This window comes from Roseateles sp. (assembly GCF_036486225.1).
Lineage (GTDB): Bacteria > Pseudomonadota > Gammaproteobacteria > Burkholderiales > Burkholderiaceae_C > Roseateles.
The window spans coordinates 1-15,785 of sequence record NZ_DASVNZ010000207.1 but is presented as its reverse complement, the minus strand read 5'-3'; the positions used below and the strand labels follow the sequence as shown (position 1 = coordinate 15,785).

At 68.7% G+C, this 15,785-nt stretch carries 17 protein-coding genes and 1 pseudogene; 2 read left to right on the top strand and 16 right to left on the bottom strand.

Translation table 11 applies throughout. The features are described from left to right. From VF536_RS14510 to VF536_RS14480, 7 genes and pseudogenes are all read right to left on the bottom strand, one after another. Positions 1-125, bottom strand: a pseudogene (locus VF536_RS14510) (glycerol-3-phosphate dehydrogenase); the annotation flags it as partial. A 109-nt stretch (positions 126-234) separates the two neighbouring features. Continuing rightward, the gene (gene secB / locus VF536_RS14505; protein ID WP_331615568.1) at positions 235-705 is read right to left on the bottom strand and encodes a protein-export chaperone SecB; all 471 of its coding nucleotides are present in this window, start codon (positions 703-705) and stop codon (positions 235-237) included. A 120-nt stretch (positions 706-825) separates the two neighbouring features. Then, positions 826-1,083, bottom strand: a complete 258-nt coding sequence (gene grxC / locus VF536_RS14500) for a glutaredoxin 3 (RefSeq protein ID WP_331615567.1) — start codon at positions 1,081-1,083, stop codon at positions 826-828. A gap of 73 nt (positions 1,084-1,156) precedes the next feature. Continuing rightward, positions 1,157-1,576 (bottom strand): rhodanese-like domain-containing protein, encoded by a 420-nt coding sequence (locus VF536_RS14495; RefSeq protein WP_331615566.1) that lies wholly within the window; start codon positions 1,574-1,576, stop codon positions 1,157-1,159. A 63-nt stretch (positions 1,577-1,639) separates the two neighbouring features. Continuing rightward, positions 1,640-3,154 carry a methyl-accepting chemotaxis protein gene (locus tag VF536_RS14490; RefSeq protein WP_331615565.1) on the bottom strand — a complete coding sequence of 505 codons (1,515 nt, stop codon included), beginning with the start codon at positions 3,152-3,154 and terminating at the stop codon, positions 1,640-1,642. A gap of 82 nt (positions 3,155-3,236) precedes the next feature. Continuing rightward, positions 3,237-3,665, bottom strand: coding sequence for a hypothetical protein (locus tag VF536_RS14485; protein WP_331615564.1), 429 nt, complete (start codon positions 3,663-3,665; stop codon positions 3,237-3,239). Positions 3,666-3,683: 18 nt separating this feature from the next. Further along, positions 3,684-4,868 (bottom strand): hypothetical protein, encoded by a 1,185-nt coding sequence (locus VF536_RS14480; RefSeq protein WP_331615563.1) that lies wholly within the window; start codon positions 4,866-4,868, stop codon positions 3,684-3,686. 232 nt (positions 4,869-5,100) lie between these two features. Between VF536_RS14480 and gpmA the strand changes: the two genes are divergently transcribed. Then, positions 5,101-5,844, top strand: coding sequence for a 2,3-diphosphoglycerate-dependent phosphoglycerate mutase (gpmA, locus tag VF536_RS14475; RefSeq protein WP_297526590.1), 744 nt, complete (start codon positions 5,101-5,103; stop codon positions 5,842-5,844). Between the two features lie 28 nt (positions 5,845-5,872). Here the strand turns inward: gpmA and VF536_RS14470 are convergent, their stop codons facing one another. The 7 genes from VF536_RS14470 to VF536_RS14440 form a co-directional block, all read right to left on the bottom strand. After that, positions 5,873-6,745 carry a ribose-phosphate diphosphokinase gene (locus tag VF536_RS14470; protein ID WP_331615562.1) on the bottom strand — a complete coding sequence of 291 codons (873 nt, stop codon included), beginning with the start codon at positions 6,743-6,745 and terminating at the stop codon, positions 5,873-5,875. Between the two features lie 99 nt (positions 6,746-6,844). After that, on the bottom strand, positions 6,845-7,582 hold the full coding sequence (locus tag VF536_RS14465) for a lysophospholipid acyltransferase family protein (protein WP_331615561.1): 738 nt from the start codon (positions 7,580-7,582) through the stop codon (positions 6,845-6,847). Then, entirely contained in the window at positions 7,582-8,910 is a 1,329-nt protein-coding gene (locus VF536_RS14460; RefSeq protein ID WP_331615560.1) for a dihydroorotase, read from the bottom strand. Before VF536_RS14460 ends, VF536_RS14465 begins: the two co-directional genes overlap by 1 nt. After that, positions 8,907-9,869 carry an aspartate carbamoyltransferase catalytic subunit gene (locus tag VF536_RS14455; protein ID WP_331615559.1) on the bottom strand — a complete coding sequence of 321 codons (963 nt, stop codon included), beginning with the start codon at positions 9,867-9,869 and terminating at the stop codon, positions 8,907-8,909. The genes VF536_RS14460 and VF536_RS14455 overlap by 4 nt, the downstream gene beginning before the upstream one ends. Before the next feature lie 4 nt (positions 9,870-9,873). Next, positions 9,874-10,374, bottom strand: a complete 501-nt coding sequence (gene pyrR, locus VF536_RS14450) for a bifunctional pyr operon transcriptional regulator/uracil phosphoribosyltransferase PyrR (RefSeq protein WP_331615558.1) — start codon at positions 10,372-10,374, stop codon at positions 9,874-9,876. Further along, on the bottom strand, positions 10,371-10,787 hold the full coding sequence (gene ruvX / locus VF536_RS14445) for a Holliday junction resolvase RuvX (RefSeq protein WP_331615557.1): 417 nt from the start codon (positions 10,785-10,787) through the stop codon (positions 10,371-10,373). The genes pyrR and ruvX overlap by 4 nt, the downstream gene beginning before the upstream one ends. A gap of 14 nt (positions 10,788-10,801) precedes the next feature. Further along, positions 10,802-11,380 (bottom strand): YqgE/AlgH family protein, encoded by a 579-nt coding sequence (locus VF536_RS14440; RefSeq protein ID WP_331615556.1) that lies wholly within the window; start codon positions 11,378-11,380, stop codon positions 10,802-10,804. Between the two features lie 35 nt (positions 11,381-11,415). Between VF536_RS14440 and VF536_RS14435 the strand changes: the two genes are divergently transcribed. Beyond that, positions 11,416-12,882 carry a deoxyribodipyrimidine photo-lyase gene (locus tag VF536_RS14435; RefSeq protein ID WP_331615555.1) on the top strand — a complete coding sequence of 489 codons (1,467 nt, stop codon included), beginning with the start codon at positions 11,416-11,418 and terminating at the stop codon, positions 12,880-12,882. Between the two features lie 3 nt (positions 12,883-12,885). Here VF536_RS14435 and VF536_RS14430 read toward each other — a convergent pair whose 3' ends face one another. Further along, positions 12,886-13,395 (bottom strand): spore coat U domain-containing protein, encoded by a 510-nt coding sequence (locus VF536_RS14430; protein ID WP_331615554.1) that lies wholly within the window; start codon positions 13,393-13,395, stop codon positions 12,886-12,888. Next, on the bottom strand, positions 13,392-15,785 hold a 2,394-nt coding region (locus tag VF536_RS14425; RefSeq protein WP_331615553.1), incomplete at its 5' end, for a fimbria/pilus outer membrane usher protein. The genes VF536_RS14430 and VF536_RS14425, both read right to left, overlap by 4 nt.

Here is a 15,785-nt window from a genome sequence, read left to right as displayed (position 1 = left end):
CGGTCGGCGCGCATCGCGGCGATCGCGCCGGCGTCGCGCGCCCACAGCGTCACCTCATGGCGCGCGCTCGCGGCGATCGCCAGCGCCGTGCCCCAGGCACCGGCGCCGAGGACGCTGATCTTCATGCGCGGAGCAGTCATGGTCGGTTCGGAGGATCGATGAAAGGAATCTCGCAATGAAACACGCCGGCCGGCGGACAGGTCCGCGAGGCCGGCGCGCTCATGAACCCGAAGCTCAGTTCGGCATCGCTTCGCCGTTCGACTGGCCGTTGGCGGCCAGTTGCTGCTGCTGGGCTTCGAACATCGCCTGGAAGTTCACTTCCGTCAGCACCACCGGCGGGAAGCCGGCGCGGGTGCAGACGTCGGAGACGATCGCGCGCAGGTACGGGTAGATCATCTGCGGGCAGACGATCGCCAGGATGCCTTCGAGCTGGTCCTGCGGCAGGTTGCGGATCTCGAAGATGCCGGCCTGCTTGGCTTCGATCAGGAACAGGGTCTTGTCCTGCACCGTCGTCGTGACGGTGGCGGTGACGCTGACTTCGAACAGGCCTTCGGCGACCGGTTCGGCGGCCAGCGAGAGCTTGATGTCGACCTGCGGCTGGGCCTGCTCCAGCAGGATCGCCGGGGCGTTGGGCTGCTCCAGCGACAGGTCCTTCAGGTACATGCGCTGGATCTGGAACACGGGAGCGTTGTTGTCGTCGGCCATGGGGTCATCCAAATGAAAAAGCCCGCCAGCGGCGAGCCGTGGCGGGCATTATGACCGAGCGTCCGCGACAGTCCGGTGAGGGGTTTCCGGAGATCGGTGACGACTTCGGGTGGGCAGGTATCAGGCCTGCAACAACGGTTGCAGACCGCCGCGCTGGTCCAGCGCCATGAGGTCGTCGCAGCCGCCGACGTGGGTGTCGCCGATGAAGATCTGCGGCACCGTGCGGCGGCCGGTCTGCTGGATCATCGCGTCGCGTTGCGACGGGTCCAGATCCACGCGCACTTCCTCGATCTGGTCCACGCCCCGCTGCTTGAGCAGGTGCTTCGCCCGCACGCAGTACGGGCAGACCAGGGTCGTATACATCTTCACGGCGGCCATCGCCAGTTCTCCAAGAATCGTGTCGAGCGTCCCTCGTCCGGCAATCCATATGCCGGCGCGGTCGCCAGGGCGGTCAGGCCGCGGACGTCTCGACGGGCAAACTCGCCTCGCGCCAGGCGGTCAGGCCGCCCTGGACAGCGACCGCGTTCGCGTAGCCCTGTTTCTGAAGGATGCCAGCAGCGCGCTGCGCGCGTGCACCGGTCTTGCACATCAGCACCACCGGCAGGGCCTTGTTGCTGGGCAGTTGCTTGGTCGGGAGCTCCGTGCCAGTCAGCGTGGACAGCGGCACGCTGCGGGCGCCCTTCGCATGGGCGGCGGCGAACTCCTCCGGCTCGCTCACGTCGACCAGCACGCCCTTCTCGCGGTTGACCAGACGCACCGCCTCGGCCGTCGGCACGCCGCCCGCCTTGCCGCGCATCGACGTCCACAGCAGCAGACCGCCCGACACCAGGGCCGACAGCACGAGATACCAGTTTTCAATCAGGAACTTCAAGGCGGGGCCCGTTCGGTTGGATGCAAAAGCCAAGGATTATAGAAACCCCGCCAGGAAGGTCCGTCAGTTCAGCTTGAAGGTCGAGACGGCCGACTGCAACGCACGGGCCTGCTGCTCCAGGCTGTTGGCGGCGGCGGCGGCCTCCTCGACCAGCGCCGCGTTCTGCTGAGTCATCTGGTCGAGCTGCACCACCGACTCGTTGACGTGGCCGATGCCCTGGCTCTGCTCGGCTGATGCCGCGGTGATCTCGCTGATGATGTCGGAGACGCGCTGCACGCTGGCCACGATCTCCTCCATCGTCGCGCCGGCATCCTGCACCAGGCGCGAACCGGCCTCGACGCGGGTCACGCTCGCGCCGATCAGCGACTTGATCTCCTTGGCCGCCTCGGCGCTGCGTTGCGCCAGCGAGCGCACCTCGCTCGCGACCACCGCGAAGCCTCGGCCCTGCTCGCCCGCGCGTGCGGCTTCGACCGCCGCGTTCAGCGCCAGGATGTTGGTCTGGAACGCGATGCCGTCGATGGTGCCGATGATGTCGCCGATCTTGCGCGAGCTCGCGCTGATCTCGTCCATCGTCGAGACGACCTGCCCCACAACCTCGCCGCCCTTCTTCGCGACGGTCGCCGCGCTGCCGGCCAGCTGGTTCGCCTGGCTGGCCGCGTCGGCGCTCTGACGCACGGTCTCGGTCAGCTGCTGCATGTTGGACGCGGTCTGCTCCAGCGAACCCGCCTGCTTCTCGGTCCGCACCGACAGGTCCTGGTTGCCCGCGGCGATCTCCCGCGAGGCCACCGTCATCGAGTCGGTGCCGCTGCGCACGTTGCCGACGATCGCCGACAAGCCCTGCGACATGTCACGCACCGCCGCCAGCAGGCTGGCCTCGGCGCCCGGCGCAACGCGGATGGTTTGCGAGAGGTCGCCCTCGGCCATCTGGCGCATCACGTCGCGGGCGTACTCGGGCTCGCCGCCGAGCTGGCGCCACACGCTGGCGATCAGCAGCCACGAGCCCAAGCCCAGACACACGACGACGATCAGGCCGCTCAGCACCGTCGCCCACAGGCCTGCGCCGACGCCCTTCTCGGCGCTCGACAGCGTCGCGTCGAAGGTGGTCTTCGCATCGGCGCGCGCGTCGCCCAGCGTCTGCTCCAGCGCCTTCTGCGCGGCCTGCATCTTCGGGATCGAACCCGCCTGGTCGCCCTGCTTGATGCCGAGGAACAGCTGCGCCGTCTCGACCGACGCGGCGTAGTAGGCCTCGAAACCACTCTCCAGCTTCGCGCCGGCGTCGGCACGGCCGGGGATCGCCTTGATCGACGCGATCACCTTGCGCATCGCGGCCGCGCGCTCGGCGGCTTCGTCCAGGCGCTTCTTCTCGCCCTCGGCAACGGCGGACTGGATGGTCCCGCCCAGCGCCTCGAGCTGTGCGGCCACCTGGTTGGTGGCCACGAGGTACGGATAGTCGGCCTCGCCCAGCGCGTGGATCGCGCCCGAGGTCCGCGACGAAAAGAACAGCACCACCGCGATGCCCACCGCGAAAACGATCGCCGCCAGCACGGGCAGCATCGCGATACGGGTCTTCAAGTTCATGCCTGACTCCAATTCATCCTGTGTCTCCAACGACCTCTCCAGGTCGGCCCGGGCGGCGTCAAGGTCGCCCGGGGCGGTGGCCTCAATCGACGCTGAGTACCACTTTCACCGAGCCATCGACGGCCGACTTCTCGATGTAGCCGATGGCATCGGCATTCGCGGCGACGAACTTCTTCACGTCGGCCGCGCTGCCCAGTTCCTTGGGCGGCGTGCCCTTGCCCGAGAACACCAGGCGCGACCACGCGGCCTTCACCTGCGCGGACGACTTGCCGGTGGCCTTCGAATAGAACTGCTCGCGCGCCGCGGCGCTGTCGGGCAGATCCACCGCCTGCGCGGCGCTGCCGTTGGGCAGCTGGTTGGACTTGCCCAGGAAGATGCTCGCGACCTGGTCGGCGGTCATGCTGGCGACGGGGCTCTTCGGATTGACCACGACGGCGACTTGCGCCTGCGCGGCCACGGCGGCGGCGAACAGCGCCGCCCCGATCACGGGCTTGATCATGTTGAACTGCATGGTGGCCTCTTCTGATGCTTAGAACACGAAGTCGACGGCGACGCTGTAGACGCCGACGCGCTCGTTGTTGAAGCCCGGCTGGACGTTGTAGAACTGGCCGGCGCCGGTGGTCTTGATGCTGTCGTACTGGGCCTTGATGGCGATGTTGCGCCAGGCGTCCCAGCGCACGCCCAGACCGATGGTCTTCTGCGGCGTGCTCTGCGCGGCGGTGACCGCGTCGACGACGGCGCGCAGCGGCAGGCCGCCCACGACGACCGAGCCCGGGATCGTGTTGTTGACGTTGCTGCTGTCGGTCTTCTGCTGCGACAGCGTCGCGTACGGCGTGAACTTGCCGACGCGATAACCGACCGTCGTGTACCAGCCGGTGGTGTCCGGCACGAACGAGTCGTTGCGGCGCTTGGTGTACTCGGCGGCGACGACCCATTGGCCTTCGTCGTAGCTCAGGCCGACGCCGGAGAAGCTGGCGTCCTTGTCGGTCGGATCGATCTCGTTGCCCACCGAGGCGAACGGCGTCTGGCGCAGCGCGCCGACCAGCGAGCTCACCGTGGCGCTGTGCGCGGTCAGCTTGCCCTGCGCATGGCCGACGCGCAGGTTCAGGCCGTCGGCCAGTTCGACGGTGGCGTTGATGCCGACCATCTTCTTGATCTCGAGCTTGGTCTGACGCACGTACGACGAGGCTTCCCCGCCGAAGGCCTGCAGCGAGACGCTCTTGCCGGCGATCTGCGTCGTCCAGTTCACGTCGGCGCCGTCGAAGTGGCTCACCGGCACCTGGCCGTAGACGTCGATCGGCGGGCGCAGCCAGGTGTTGGCATAGCCCACGTCACGGAAGTCGGACACCGCAAAGAATGGCGCGCCGATGCGGCCGGCGCGGATCGCCAGACCCGGCGTCGCCTGCCACTTGGCGAAGGCCCACTCGACCTGCGGCGTCCAGTCGCCCTTGCCGGTCTGCTTGGTCAGCACTTGCACAGTGGCCGAGAACTGCGAGTTGAACTTCGCCGTGCCCTGCAGGCCCAGCTTGCTGTCGACCTCGCCGCTGATCGTCTTGTCGGCGCCGTGGACCTGGCCGGGGATGACGTACTCGGCGCCGTCCTTGGTCGCGCCGGTCAGACCGACCGTGCCGAAGCCGGAGAACGAGAACATCGAGTCCGACTGGCCCTGCGCCTGCGCGCCGAACACCATCAGCGCCAGCGCCAGAGGCGTCATGCGCAAGTTCTTCACCACCATCATTGCAAGTACTCCTGTACAGCGTGAATGCCCAACGGGGGCATGTTCTTTTGACGAACCAAACTGGGGCGCGGGTGCGCCTTTCGCCCGGTACGAAAGCAGTTGTCGGCCCTGCGGAAGGCTTCTTGAGCGGGGCGGCCTGGAGGGCTGCCTCTAGAATCCGCCGAGCCTGCCGGAACCCGGCCAAACCTCACGAACCCACCCAAGACTCATGTACAAGCTCGTGCTGATTCGCCATGGCGAATCGACCTGGAATCTCGAGAACCGCTTCACCGGCTGGACCGACGTGGATCTGACGCCCACCGGGGTGGAGCAGGCCAAGCAGGCGGGCCGTCTGCTGAAGGAAGCCGGCGTCGATTTCGACGTGGCCCACACTTCGGTGCTCAAGCGCGCCATCTGGACCCTGTGGCACTGCCTGGATCAGATGGATCGCCAATGGCTGCCGGTGAAGCACAGCTGGCGCCTGAACGAACGCCACTACGGCGGCCTTCAGGGTCTGAACAAGGCGGACATGGCCAAGCAGTACGGCGACGAGCAGGTGCTCGTCTGGCGCCGGAGCTATGACACCCCGCCGCCGGCGCTGGAAGCGTCGGACCCGCGCAGCGAGCGCGGCGACATCCGCTATGCCGGACTGCAGCCCTCGGACATCCCGCTGACCGAGTGCCTGAAAGACACCGTGGCTCGCGTGCTGCCCTACTGGAACGAACAGATCGCACCCGCCATTCTGTCGGGCCAGCGCGTGCTGATCGCGGCCCACGGCAACTCGATCCGCGCCCTCGTGAAGTATTTGGACGGCATCGCCGACGAAGCCATCGTTGGCGTGAATATTCCCAACGGGATCCCGCTGGTCTACGAACTGGACAAGGACCTGAAGCCCATCAAGAGCTATTACCTGGGCGACGCCGAAGCGGCCGCGAAGGCCGCCGCCGCCGTGGCGAACCAGGGCAAGGCGTAAGGTCGGGCAGCGCCGCGGGAGCGGCGCTCTACTTCCGCCGCAGCGCCGTCGCCAGCAGTTCGGCAACGCAGACGGCGTTGCTCTCGTGCGGCACGGCGTTGCTGCTCCAGACATGTCGGACGCCGGCCGCGCGCAGCGCCGGCAAGGCATCGCCGTTGAACAGCGCATGCGTGACCGCGACATCGACGCTGGCCGCGCCGCGCTCCAGCGCCTCGCGCGCTGAGCCGATCAGCGTCCGGCCTGTCGACGCCATGTCGTCGAGCAGCACTACCGCCCGGCCGCGGACTTCCAGATCCGGGAAGGCGAGCTGCACTTGCGTGTCGCCGAAACGCACCTTGCGGCCGACCGCGAATTCCAGCTTCGCGGCGCGCGCCGCCTCCGCGACCCACTGGCCGGACTCCTCGTCCGGCCCCACCAGCACCGCGCCCGGCACCTGCGCCGCGATGAAGCGCCCCAGCAAGGCCGCCGCCGACAGCGCGACACCCCGCCCCTTGGGCATCACCTCGTCGAGGCTCGCGATGCGGTGCAGGTGCGGGTCCACCGTCACCACACGGTCGAACTGCGTCGACAGCAGCGCCGCGATGTGCCGCTGGCTGACCGCCTCCCCAGGGGTGAACTCCATGTCCTGGCGCATGTAGGCCAGGTAGGGCGCCACCAGCATGAGGTGGCGAACACCCCAGCCGCGCGCGGCGGGCGCCGTGATCAGCAACTCGACCAGACGGTCGTTCGGCTGATGCTGCAATCCGCGCAGCACGATGATGTCGACCGGCAACGGCTTGGGCAGGACCAGCCGCAACTCCCCATCCGGAAAACGATGCCGCGTGATCACGCCAAGCGGCCGACCCAGCTCACGCGCCAGGCGCGTGGCCAACTCCTGTTCATCTTCGAAACAAAGCAGCATCGCCGGATCCTCGCACCAATCCGGACCCGGAGGGCATCCGGCATACCCGGGCTGGGCGAACTGAGCCCGGCGGTTGGGGGATAGGGAGCGACCGAGGACTCAGGGCCTGGGGAGTGCGTTGTTGATTCGGTCCGAGAGAGCTCCCGCCAGATGGCGGCGATCAAGACCTTCAGTGGGCATCGCCGGCAGCGATCGCACTTCGACCGCCAGATCCTTCGCGGTCAGGATGCGCCAGAGGCTCTCCATCAAGGACATCTGACCGATGTACTGCGCAGCGTCGCTGTATGGAACATTCGGCTGATGCCAGCGCAGCACCACCGGCTGCAACGGCGTGTGCGTGCTGATCGCGGCCTGCAGCAGATTTCCATGCAAAGGCAGCAGCGGATAACCCGCCCCCGTCGTGCCTTCAGGGAAGACCGCGACCGTCTCGCCGGCGGCAAGCGCCTCTGCCGTCTTGTGCACGACACGAAGCGCATCGCGCTTGTTGGCACGCTCGATGTAGAGCGTGCCGACCGCCGTCGCCAGCGCGCCCACCAGCGGCCAGGTCGCGATGTCTGCCTTGGAGACGAAGCGCGCTTCAGGCATCACCGCGTGAATCGCTGCGATGTCCAGCCAGGAAACGTGGTTCGCCGTGATCAGCCGCGGCGACGGGGCCTGAGGCCCGGGCGACTCAAGTCGCACACCCAGCACACGCAGCAGCTTGGCCGACCACCAGCCCACATAGCGCTGCTTGGCCGGCGTATCCAGACGCCCCCAGCGCACTTGGACGAGGTACACCCCGTGTCCGATGTGCGCGAGCATCCGCAGCGCACGCCACGCCCCGACCAGAGCACGCATCAGACGGTCCGCTCGGCTTCGGTGACCAGCGACTCGTAGGCGACCGTGCCGGCCACCAGCGTGTAGCGCACCCGGCCCGGCAGTTCGAAACCGGTGATGTCGAACGCGAACGGGGTGTGCTTGCCCTGGCTGACCAGGCGCTCCGGCGTCACCGCGCCGCTGGCTTCGGCGTCGAAGACGACGACGTCGCCGACACCGCCTTCGACCAGCCGGCCCGCGCTCGCCGCCAGCGAGCCGAGCGCGTTGCCCAGCACCTTCACCGGACGCGCGGTGATCGTGTCGAGTGCCTGCGCCAGCGACAGCCCTTCATCCTGGCCCCAGCGCAGCGCCAGGCTCAGCAGCAGTTCGAGGCCGGTCGCGCCGGGCGTGGCTTCAGCGAAAGGCAGCGTTTTCTCATCGGCCGCGACCGGGTTGTGATCGCTGACCAGCGCATCGATCGTGCCGTCGGCCAGCGCGGCGCGCAGCGCATCGCGGTCGCGTTGCTGGCGCAGCGGCGGCTGCAGGCGCATCGACGAGTTGAAGTAGCCGATGTCGACGTCGGTCAGATGCAGCGAGTTGATCGAGACGTCCGCCGTGATCGGCAGGCCGTCCTTCTTGGCCTGGCGCACGAGCTCGACGCCGGCGGCGCTGCTCAGGCGGCACAGGTGCACGCGGCAGCCGGTCACACGGACCAGTTCCAGGATCGTGTGCAGCGCAATGGTCTCGGCCGCGACCGGCTCGCCGGACAGGCCCAGGCGCGTCGCCACCGCGCCGCTGGCCGCGACACCGCCGCTCAGCCACGGATCCTGCGCATGCAACCACAGCGTGTAGCCGAAGCTCGCCGCGTACTGCATCGCGCGCTGCACGGTCAGCGTGTTGCGGATGGGCACGTAGGCCTGCGAGAAGCCGACGCAGCCGGATTCGGTCAGCTCGGCCATCTCGGTGAGCGACTCGCCGGCGAGGCCGCGCGTCAGCGCGCCCAGCGGGAACAGCCGGCAGCGGCTGAGCTTGCGGGCGCGGAACTTGAGCATGTCGACCAGGCCGGGCTCGTCGAGCGTCGGATCGGTGTCGGGCGGGCAGACCAGGCTGGTGACGCCGCCGGCGGCAGCGGCGGCGAGCTCGCTCTCCAGCATGCCTTCATGCTCGTGACCCGGTTCGCGCAGGCGCGCGGCGAGATCGACGAGGCCGGGTGCGACGACGAGGCCGGTGGCATCGATGACGCGATCGGCGTTGAAGTCGCCGACGCTGTCGAGACCGACGATGCGGCCCGAAGCGATGGCGAGATCGCCGACCTTGTCGAGGCCCGACGCCGGGTCGAGCAGGCGGCCGTTCTGGATCAGGATCTTCATGCTTCGTTCCCCGCCAGGATGGACATGACAGCCATGCGCACCGCGATGCCGAAGGTGACCTGCGGCAGGATGACGCTGTGCTGGCCGTCGGCGACGGTGGACGAGATCTCCACGCCGCGGTTGATCGGGCCCGGATGCATCACGATCGCATCGGGCTTGGCCAGCGCCAGCTTCTCGGGCGTCAGACCGAAACTCTTGAAGTACTCGCCGGCACTGGGCAGCATCGCGCCGCTCATGCGCTCGTTCTGCAGGCGCAGCATGATGATGACGTCGGCGTCGCGGACGCCTTCGGCCATGTCGTGGCACACGCGCACGCCCATGTCCTTGAGGTCGCCGGGCACCAGCGTCTTCGGACCGACCGCGCGGATCTCCGGCACGCCCAGCGTGGTGAGCGCGTGGATGTCGCTGCGCGCGACGCGCGAGTGCACGATGTCGCCGACGATCGCCACCGTCAGGTTGGTGAAGTCCTTCTTGTAGTGCCGGATCGTGTACATGTCGAGCAGGCCCTGCGTCGGATGCGCGTGGCGGCCGTCGCCGGCGTTGACCACGTGGACATGCGGCGCGCAGTGCTGCGCGATCAGGTAGGGCGCGCCGGACTCGCTGTGGCGGACCACGAACATGTCCGCGTGCATCGCCGACAGGTTGGCCACCGTGTCGAGCAGGGTCTCGCCCTTGGCGGTGCTGGAACGCGCGATGTCGAGGTTGATGACGTCGGCGGACAGGCGCTTGGCGGCGATCTCGAAGGTGGTGCGGGTGCGGGTGCTGTTCTCGAAGAACAGGTTGAACACCGACTTGCCGCGCAGCAGCGGCACCTTCTTCACCTCGCGGTCGTTGACCGAAAGAAAGGTCCCGGCCGTGTCGAGGATCTGGTGCAGCACGGCCTTGGGCAGACCCTCGGTGGACAGCAGGTGGATCAGCTCGCCATGCTTGTTCAGCTGCGGATTGCGTTTGCTCAGCATGGGGTCAGTCCTCCTTCACGTCGAAGCTGAAACGGCCACCGTCACCCTTCACCAGGCTGAGGCGCTGGTTCGGCGCGACGGCGACGCGTGCGGCGGAGAACGCCGGCTCGATCGGCAACTCGCGGCCGCCGCGGTCCACCAGCACCGCCAGGGTGACGCTCGCGGGGCGGCCGAAGTCGAACAGCTCGTTGATCACGGCCCGCGTCGTGCGGCCGGTGTAGAGCACGTCGTCGATCAGCAGGACGTGGCGGCCCTCGATGTCGAATGGCAGCTTGGTGTGGTCGGCGCTGGCGTTCATGCCCTTGCTGCCGAAGTCGTCGCGGTGCAGCGCGCTGGAGATGACGCCGTGCTGACCGGCCAGCTTCAGGTCCTGCTGGAGGCGCTCGGCCAGCCAGGCGCCGCCCGACCAGATGCCGACCAGCGCGCTGTCGGGTTGCAGCAGGCGCTGGACGCCGCGCACGAGGTCGGCGTAGAGCGCTTCCGCATCGAGGTGCAATGTGCTCATGGGTGTTCCCGGAAGAATTGTTCGAGGATCAATGCCGCGCTCGCAGCATCGAGGTCGCGCGCGCCCTGCGACTGGGCTTCCACGCTGGTGTAGCGTTCATCGACTTCGACCACCGGCAGCCGGTAGCGGCCGCGCAGCTGCCCGGCGAACTTGAGCGCGCGGGCCGTCATCTCGTGCGGCGCGCCGTCCGGATGGCGCGGGACGCCGATGACCAGCGCATCGGGCTCCCACTCCTGGATCAACGCGGTGATCGCGGCCCAGCGGGCGTCGCCCTGCTCGGTGATGGTCCGCAGCCCGCGCGCGCTCCCCAGCATCCGGTTGCCGGTCGCCACGCCGAGGCGCTTGGTACCGAAATCAAAACCGAGGGGGGAAACGAAGGCAGCGGGAGAAGAAGCGGGAGAGACAGGGCTCATGACGCCTCCAGGATTCATGCGTGGCCAGCCTCCTGGCTGAGCATGCGCGGATCGATGCCGAGCAGCGCGAGCGCCTTGTCGTAGCGCTCCTCGATCGGCGTGTCGAAGATGATCTCGTGCGTCGCGTCGACGGTGATCCAGCCGTTGCGGCCGAGTTCTTCCTCGAGCTGGCCCGCGGCCCAGCCGCTGTAGCCCAGCGTGACCAGCACGCGCTTGGGGCCGGCGCCGTTGGACAGGGCCTCCAGCACGTCGCGGCTGGTGGTCATCTCGAGCCCGCCGGGCACGGCCAGCGTCGCGCTGTAGTGGTTGCCCTGCTCGTCCAGCGCCTCGTGCAGCACGAAGCCGCGCTCGGTCTGCACCGGCCCGCCGAAGAACACCGGCCGCGCGGCCATGTCGACGTCGGACAACTCGAGCTCGACCTTCTCGAACAGGTTGCCCAGCGTCAGCGAGATCGGCTTGTTGATGACCAGACCCAGCGCGCCCTTCTCATTGTGCTCGCACAGGTAGATGACGGAGCCGGCAAAGGTCTCGTCCACCATGCCCGGCATGGCGATCAGGAACTGGTTGGTCAGGTCGATGCGTTCCTTGGACATAGGGACGGATTCTATTTCACCGACACTCCCTCTCCATGAACGCCCTTGTCTGGTTCCGGCGCGATCTTCGCGCGGACGACCACGCCGCCCTGTTCCACGCCCTCAAGCACCACGAGCGCGTGTTCTGCGCCTTCGTGCTGGACACCGACATCCTGGACGCGCTGCCGCGCGCGGACCGCCGCGTGGAATTCATCGTCGACGCCCTGCGCGTGCTGGACGCGGATCTCGCGGCGCTGGCGCCCGGCGCCGGGCTGATCGTGCGCCACGGCACCGCGCGGGAGCAGATCCCGGCCCTGGCGGCGGAACTGGGGGTCGACGCGCTCTACTTCAACCACGACGACGAGCCGGACGCCCTGCGCCGCGACGCCGACGTGGGCGCAACGCTGCTCGCACGCGGCGTGCAAGTGGAGAGTTTCAAGGACCACGTGGTCTTCGAGCGCTCGGAGATCCTGACCGGTTCACGCAAGCCCTACGGCGTCTTCACGCCCTACAAGAACGCGTGGCTGAGGGAGATCAATCCCTTCTTCCTGAGCAGTTATCCGGTCGGGCGCTACGCGGCGCATCTGGCGGAGGCACCGCCACGAGGCGTGCCGTCGCTGGGCGACATCGGCTTCGAGCCCGCCGGTCTGGCCGCCGCGTTGTCCGGCGGCAGCGCGGGCGCGCAGCGGCTGTTCGACGAGTTCCTCGAACGCATCGACCGCTACGGCGACGCGCGCGACTTCCCGGCCGCGAAAGGTCCCAGCTACCTGAGCACGCACCTGCGCTTCGGGACGATCTCGATCCGCCGTCTGGCGCGCGAGGCCTGGACGCGGGCCTACGCCCCGACAGGCGGACAAGCCGTCAGCGCGGGCGCGCAGGTCTGGCTGTCCGAGCTGATCTGGCGCGATTTCTATCACCAGGTCCTGCACCACCATCCGCAGGTCGTCGGCGGCGCGTTCCGGCCCGAGTACGACCGCATCGCCTGGGCCGACGGTCCCGACGCGGACGCCGATTTCGAGGCCTGGTGCCAGGGCCGCACCGGCTACCCGCTGGTGGACGCGGCGATGCACCAGATCAACGAGACCGGCTACATGCACAACCGGCTGCGCATGGTGGTGGCCAGCTTCCTCATCAAGGACCTAGGCATCGACTGGCGTCGCGGCGAAGCCTACTTCGCCGAGAAGCTGATCGACTTCGACCTCGCCGCCAACAACGGTGGCTGGCAGTGGGCCTCGTCCAGCGGCTGCGACGCGCAGCCCTACTTCCGCATCTTCAATCCGGTCAACCAGAGCGAGAAGTTCGATCCCGACGGGAAGTTCATCAAGCGCTATCTGCCGCAACTCGCGAAGCTGCCGCCCAAGCTGATCCACGCGCCGTGGCTGGCGAAGCCGGCGGAACTCGCGGCCTGCGGCATCGTGCTGGGCCGCGACTACCCGGAGCCGGTCGTGCGCCACGAGACGGCGCGCATGGCCACGATGGCGCGCTACGCCGTGGTCAAGGACCGGACCTTCCCCGACGCGTGAGCGTCACTGGTACGTGAGCGTCACGCTGACCGAATCGGTGTACGGCCCACCAGGCGGCACGGTGGTTTGCCGCCCCGGGATGCGCGCATAGACGGTGTAGACGAGCCCCGGCGACAGCCCCAACGCATCGAGCAGCAGACCGCCGCCGACCATCGTGCCGGTGGTGCCGTCGCCCCACACCGTCGTGTAGGTGTTGTCGATGTACAGGTTGTAGTTGAGCGAATTCGCCCCGAAGCTCAGCCGGCGGGCGGAGATGCTGGGCCCGTTGCCCTGGTTGAACGCGACGGTGAACGGGATCAGCAGGCCCGCGACGCCGCCGCACTTCACCGTGACCGTGCCGGTCGAATCGGTGTTCCCGTAGGCCAGCGGGTTGTAGTTGGCGAACAGTACCGAGGTCGTCGTGACGGTGCACGAGCACAGGCCCTGGACGCACAGCGCGTGCGCCGCGGGCGCCGCGCCCATCAGCATCAGCCAGGACAACACGCGAAGCGGGCGGAAAGGCAGGGTGTTCATGGCGACTCCTTGCGGGTGTTGGTGGCGGGTGTCTCCGTGGGCACCGCCGCGCCGGGCGCGCCCGGCTTGGGTGGCGTGCCCGTCGACCAGCTCGAGATCCTGCGGCAGACCACGGTGCCCAGGTCCGGCAGTTCTGTCGCCTGAGCCGGCAGCCGCAGTTCGAGACGGCACGGCGTGCCGTCCTCCCGCCGCGCGAGCACGTCGGCGACCGCGCCGGTGCCGTCGGGCAATCCCGTCACGAAGGCCCGGCCGTCCAGGCCCATCGGGAATGTGCGCCTCGATCCGGCGACCTGCAACTCGGTTCCGGGCGGGAGCGGCTCGCCGGCTTCGTCGACGACGCGGAAGGTCGCCGTGCGGCTGTGCACGATCGGGAAACGGATCAACGCCGCGCTGCGCGCCGCCGGCATGACCTGCAGCTCCAGCGCCTCGATCTCCGCGTCCAGGGGCAGATCGTCGGCGACCACGCCGACGCGGTTCATCTGGTAGCCGCGCAGCGCCGGCAGGAACGCCCGCCCCTTCGCATCGGTGCGCGCGACCGGCTGGTTGTCGTGGAGGATGCGCACGTTCTCCTGGTTGTCCACCTGCACGACCGCGAAGCCGCCGTCGATGCGCCGGCTCGCATAGGCACTGCCGTCTATGTAGGCGAGCCCGCCGCTCGCGCCGAGCCGCACGTCGGTGTTGCCCGCCATGCGGGAGACACCGCCGTCCAGCGCCACCCGATTGGTCTGCCATTGCGCCTGGGCCTGCTGGCGCCCGTGCGATTCCGTCAGCAACTGGTAGCCGACGCCCTCGCCAACCGGCGGATTGCTCTGCAGTTGGACCTGCCAGAGATCGCGCGACTGCTGCCCGCCGCCGCGCTGCCCCTGCCACGCTGTCGACAGGCTCTTGTTGCCGTCGAGCAGCAGACTCCAGAAGACCGAGATCGCGGTGCCGCCGCCATTGCCCGCCTTCAGCGCGGACAGGCCGAAGAAGCCCCAGCCGCCGAGGCTGCGGCTGGCGTTGAAGGACCAGAGCTTGTTGGCCACCTGCAGCTGTCCCTGCGGCGCGGGGCGCTGCGGCGCCCCCTGGTTGACGAGCCCCAGGCCCAGTCCCCATTGCTTCCACGACGTGCCGATCGACGCCGACACGCTCCATTTCGGCAGCACCGGATTGCCGAGCTGCGTGAAGCCCGCCGTGGCGCGCTTGACCTGCACGCCGCCGCTCCAGTCCATGCCCTGGCGCTCGACGCCCAGCGTCGCGAGCGCGCCGCGGCGCGCCTCGGGGTCGTCGCTGCGGCTGGCCACGCCCGCCAGGCTGACCGTGCCCAGCGCGGGAAACAGCCAGAGTCCTGTCGCGCCGAGCGCCTGCTGGCGTTGCGTCAGTTCCCCGCGCCACTCCTGCGTGAAAGCCGGCGTGAGGCCGTTGCGCCAGGTGCCGGCCAGCACCGCGCGGCCGTAGCGGTTGCTGTCGATGCCGTAGTTCAGCCGCAGCCAGCCGGCCTCGAGGCTGTAGGCCGAGAGCCCCGGCTTCAGCAACGACGGGCTGATGTAGTACGGCTGCACGACGATCTGCTCCCGACCGAGCAGATCCCGCACCACCGTGCGGATCTCGCCTTGGCCGGTGACCAGCGGCAGGTCGGTGATGTCGAAGGGTCCCGGCTGCACGCGCCCCTGCAGCCGCTGGCTGTTGTTGACGAAGACGTCCACCGTGGAGGGCAGCGACGCCTCGCCGCGCAAGGTCGGCAGCGGGAAGCTCAGGAAGCCCGGTCGCAGCGAGAAGTCGGTGCTCCACTGCACGCCCCCGAAGCGCATCGCCTGGCCCCAGGTGCCCGGCTGCGCGATGCTGTCGCCGAGCCGCCAACTGGTCAGATGCTCGGGACGATCGATGGTCCAGCGGGTGTCCAGCCGTACCCAGCCGCCGCCCATGCCGCTGCGGTACAGCTGCTGATGGTTGAGGTCACCGCGCGGCGTCAGCACGCCGAGTTCGGTGACGCCGTCGACGTTGCCATCGCCGCTCAGGCGCTTCTGCCACTGCACGTCGTAGTTGGCGTAGAGCCCGAAGGTCGACGGCAGGGTCACCTGCGTGGCGGAACGCGCCACCTCGACCTGCTGGTCGGAGAAGGCCTGCGGCGGCGCGTCGATCTCCAGCGTCTGGCTGAGTTCCTCGACGCGCCAGCGCATCAGCTCGCCGGGCCCTTCGCCGAGGATCATGTGCAGTTCGCCGTCGATCATGCGTGGCGGCAGCGCCGGCGGCCTGAACTTGAGCTCGGTCCAGAGCGCCTGAGGGATGGCGACGCCCTCCGGCACGCGCACCGCGCGCACCGTCTGCGGCTGCGGGATGCCGTTGATCTTCAGCCCCAGCAGCAGCGTTTCACCAAAGCGTGGCGCCTGTGCCAGCGCTTGTGCCGCGTC